The 3,882-nt window shown below is 53.2% G+C and carries 3 protein-coding genes and 1 pseudogene; 3 read left to right on the top strand and 1 reads right to left on the bottom strand.

All coding sequences use genetic code 11. From position 1 onward, the window contains the following. A pseudogene (locus tag M3I56_RS40270) lies at positions 1-189 on the bottom strand (IS256 family transposase); the annotation flags it as partial. A gap of 18 nt (positions 190-207) precedes the next feature. Here M3I56_RS40270 and M3I56_RS40265 point away from each other — a divergent pair. The 3 genes from M3I56_RS40265 to M3I56_RS40250 form a co-directional block, all read left to right on the top strand. Beyond that, the gene (locus M3I56_RS40265) at positions 208-468 is read left to right on the top strand and encodes a hypothetical protein (protein WP_254358604.1); all 261 of its coding nucleotides are present in this window, start codon (positions 208-210) and stop codon (positions 466-468) included. 473 nt (positions 469-941) lie between these two features. Next, positions 942-3,257, top strand: a complete 2,316-nt coding sequence (locus M3I56_RS40255) for a S9 family peptidase (RefSeq protein ID WP_254358602.1) — start codon at positions 942-944, stop codon at positions 3,255-3,257. 160 nt (positions 3,258-3,417) lie between these two features. Beyond that, on the top strand, positions 3,418-3,882 hold a 465-nt coding region (locus tag M3I56_RS40250; RefSeq protein ID WP_254358603.1), incomplete at its 3' end, for a transposase.

Below are 3,882 nucleotides of genomic sequence, written 5' to 3'. Positions count from 1 at the left end.
CGGATAACCCAGATGGTGTCCAAGTTCGGCACCCAGCGCCCGCTCGATCAGCGCCTTCTTGAACGCGGCTGAAGCGGCGTGCACCGCTTCGGCGGTCATGGGTCCCTTCACGAACTGGTCGATCAGCTCCTTCGGAATGGACGGTAACGCTGTCTGCGCTTCGGTAGTTGTCTTGGGTTTGCGTGGCATACATGCTCCTTGAGCTACATGTTATGCCTTGAACACAAAATCTATGGCAGACCCCTTTTGGGTGAGGGACAGCGCCTTACGCATCTCCATTTCGACTTCACCGTGACGTCAGCTAACGCGACGAAACTGGGGTGTGACCACGCGGAAATCATCGACGCCATTACGCGAAAGGATGCCGATTTGGCCGAAAGACTCGCGCACGAACACACGATGCTCTTCCAGAAGCGCTTCCTGGACTACATGCGCCAGAATATGACGGAATCAATGGCAGTTGTCTGATTGCGCAGCGGAGCCTTGGTCACTGCGCGGTACTCATCGCGCCTTTCGGGCTAGTCGCCGCTGCGCCTCAAGTCCTTCATAAACGTCCAAAGTTCAGGGACGTCAGATGTCGCGGCGTTGAATCTGAACCATTCGGATGCAGGCTCACCGGGGCGGAAGTATGACCCCGGGGCGAGCCAGATGCGCGAGTACGCCACGTAGAATCACGTCCACCGGATGGTGCAGGCGCTTGAGGACATTGGCAATGCCGCCTGGCAGGCTCGTGCGCGGCGTCTTCGCTGGCTTATTCATCTGCTGACTTGCGGTTTCCAAAACCGGCCATTCTACTTCCCGTTATCGCGACAGAACCTCACCGGTCGCCTCGCTTGCGCTCAGCGGACACTGATCATACCCACTCGCATTCACTGATGGCGTAAAAATTGCTGCAAGGTAAGCCGACGACGTAACCTAAACATAGTCAAGGCCAAACATCCATGCAAAAAATTGTCACCATCTCTCTGCTTCTAATTTCCTACTGCACGTTGCTATCGGCTGCTGACAACCAGGGGAACGGAACCATACACCCCCCCTTTGCTCTTACCCCCTCAGACTTTCAGCGGGCTCTCACAGGTCATTATCAATACTCGAATAAAATTGTCAATTTCGTCGATACCCCCCCTTTCTGGCTTTCGCCCGAGACCCTTGGCTACCGACGGACGACACATGGTGAGCGCCAGTTTATTAAATTCAATATCAAAACTGGGAAGAAGCAACCGGCTTTCGATCATAGCCGCCTTGCCGAAGCATTAAATAAGGCGGCCTCCTCGAATTTCCGAGGCAATTGGCTTCCCTTTGACCGCTTCGAAATCGGACAAGACGGCAACCAGTTGCTGTTCTCCATTGATTCCGTTCTGTGGGGTTGTGATCTTTCAAGCTACATCTGCACTAGGATCTCTCAGGGCGAAATCTTGTCATTTCATAACTACTTCACGCCAACGGCTGAAAGCGATAGTCGAATCACAAGCGATTCACCGGACGGCAAGTGGAAAGCATATATCAAAAACTACAACGTCTTTCTAATGAGTAAGGACGGATCAGTAAATGTACCGTTAAGTTCGGACGGGACAGAAGCGAACAATTACGTCTTCTCATCCATAAAGTGGTCCCCTGACTCCAATCACCTCGCAGGTTACCGTGTCGCCCTCGGCCAACCGCGTCAAATCATGCTTGTCAATTCCTCAACAACAAACCATCAAGCCAGGTATGAGACAATAGCGTATCCCAAAGCGGGAGATATTCTTCCGCGACCGCAACCGGTACTATTCGACATAGTCAACAAGCGCATGGTCAATATCGACAATGCTTTGTTCCCGAATCCTTTTGACCTTTCCCAAATTAATTGGTGGAAGGATGGGAGAGGCTTTACATTTGAGTACAACCAACGCGGCCATCAGCTCTACCGAGTAATCGAGGTGGAGGCAGCCACCGGCCGTACGCGCTCTTTGATCGATGAGGTCAGCTCCACGTTCGTCGATTATACAGATTTAAGAAATAACCAAATAAATGCCGGAAAACACTTTCGTTACAATGTTAATGATGGAGAGGAAATTATCTGGGCATCCGAGCGCGATGGATTTGAACATCTGTACCTCTTTAATGGCCGTACCGGTGTTTTAGAAAACCAAATCACCAAAGGTGACTGGATTGTCCGCGCGGTGGACCACATCGATCCAGTCAGAAGGGAAATTTGGTTTGAAGCAAGCGGAATGAATTTCGGTGAGGACCCTTATTTCGTTCATGCCTACCGAATTGGCTTCGACGGAAAGGGGCTGACATCACTTACGCCAGAACCGGCCAATCATCACATCGAGTTTTCTCCTGACGGTAGATTCTACGTCGACCTCTGGTCGCGTATCGACCTTCCCCCACGCATGGCGCTTTTCCGGTCTAGAGACAACGCTAAACTGATGCAGATCGAGAGCACCGACATCTCCCAACTCGAATCTAATGGATGGAGAGCACCAATTAATTTTGTTGCCAAAGGGCGCGATGGTAAGACCGATATTTGGGGAATCATTCATCTACCAGATAGATTCGATCCACATCTGAAGTATCCTGTGGTGGAGGATATATATGCCGGCCCGCAAGGCTCTCACGTCCCAAAGTCATTCACAACCACAACAGAGCCGCTTACCCAGTTGGGTTTTATCGTTGTGCAAATCGACGGAATGGGCACTAACAACCGTTCACGCCTTTTCCATGACGTCGCGTGGAAGAATCTGAAAGATGCAGGCCTTCCCGATCGCATTCTGTGGCATAAGGCGGCTGCCTCTCTATATCCCTGGTACGACATCTCGAATTTGGGAATCTTCGGTACATCAGCTGGCGGCCAGAACGCCATTGATGCACTGCTATTCCATTCGGACTTCTATAAGGTTGCGGTAGCCAACAGTGGTTGCTATGACAACCGTATGGACAAGATATGGTGGAACGAACAGTGGATGGGCTGGCCCGTCGGCATTGAATACTCACAGTCCTCCGCCATCGACAATGCCGACAATCTGCACGGCAAACTTATGCTTGTTGTGGGCGAAATGGACCACAATGTCGATCCGGCCTCCACCTTTGCGCTCGCCGACAGTCTCATTAAGGCGGGAAAGGAATTCGAAATGGTCTATGTGCCTGGTGCTGATCATGGAGCCCCCGGTATCTTCACCGAGCGTAAGCTCCTGGATTTCTTCGTTCGCAATGTTTTCGGGCAAGATCCGCCTAATTGGAATGCCACATCGACGCATTTTCCGTCGAGTTGATGACCCTTTATACTGATCGCCGTGACATTGAGTTCGTAGGATGAACAATTCGATCCCGCAGGCTCGGGATGCCGAGTGGCCTGAGCTTGCCGTTCGCTTTCGGGGGACCTATCCGTCATTTCGTGGGCGAGGCATATCATGAGAGGTAAAAATCATGGATATGCCGATGAAGAAGCGCACGGTAGCTTCGCAGGCAGCGGCCCGAGGGCCGCTGCCTGCCCTGCCTGAAGGCCTGCTTGACGAACTGGTCAAGGGGCCGATGACGCCCGCCGAGGTCCAGGACCTGATGCTGGCGTTCAACAAGGCCGTCATCGAGCGCGCGATGGGCGCCGAGATGAACAGGCATCTGGGCTACCCGCCGGGGCAGCCCAAGCCGGAAGGCCAGACCAACGAGCGCAACGGCGCCACCGGCAAGACGATCATCACGGATCACGGCCCGCTCAGGGTTGAACTGCCGCGGGACCGCGACGGTAGCTTCGAACCGATCCTGATTCCCAAACATGAGCGTCGTTTCACCGGCTTTGACGAGCGCATCATCGCGATGTACGCGCGTGGCATGAGCGTGCGCGAGATCCAGGCGTTTCTGGCCGAGACCTACGGCACCGAAGTGTCGCCCGATTTCATC

It is taken from the genome of Paraburkholderia sp. CNPSo 3281, from assembly GCF_024206515.1.
In the GTDB taxonomy this organism is placed as follows: Bacteria; Pseudomonadota; Gammaproteobacteria; order Burkholderiales; family Burkholderiaceae; genus Paraburkholderia; species Paraburkholderia nodosa.
This window is presented reverse-complemented; position numbering and strand designations above follow the sequence as displayed.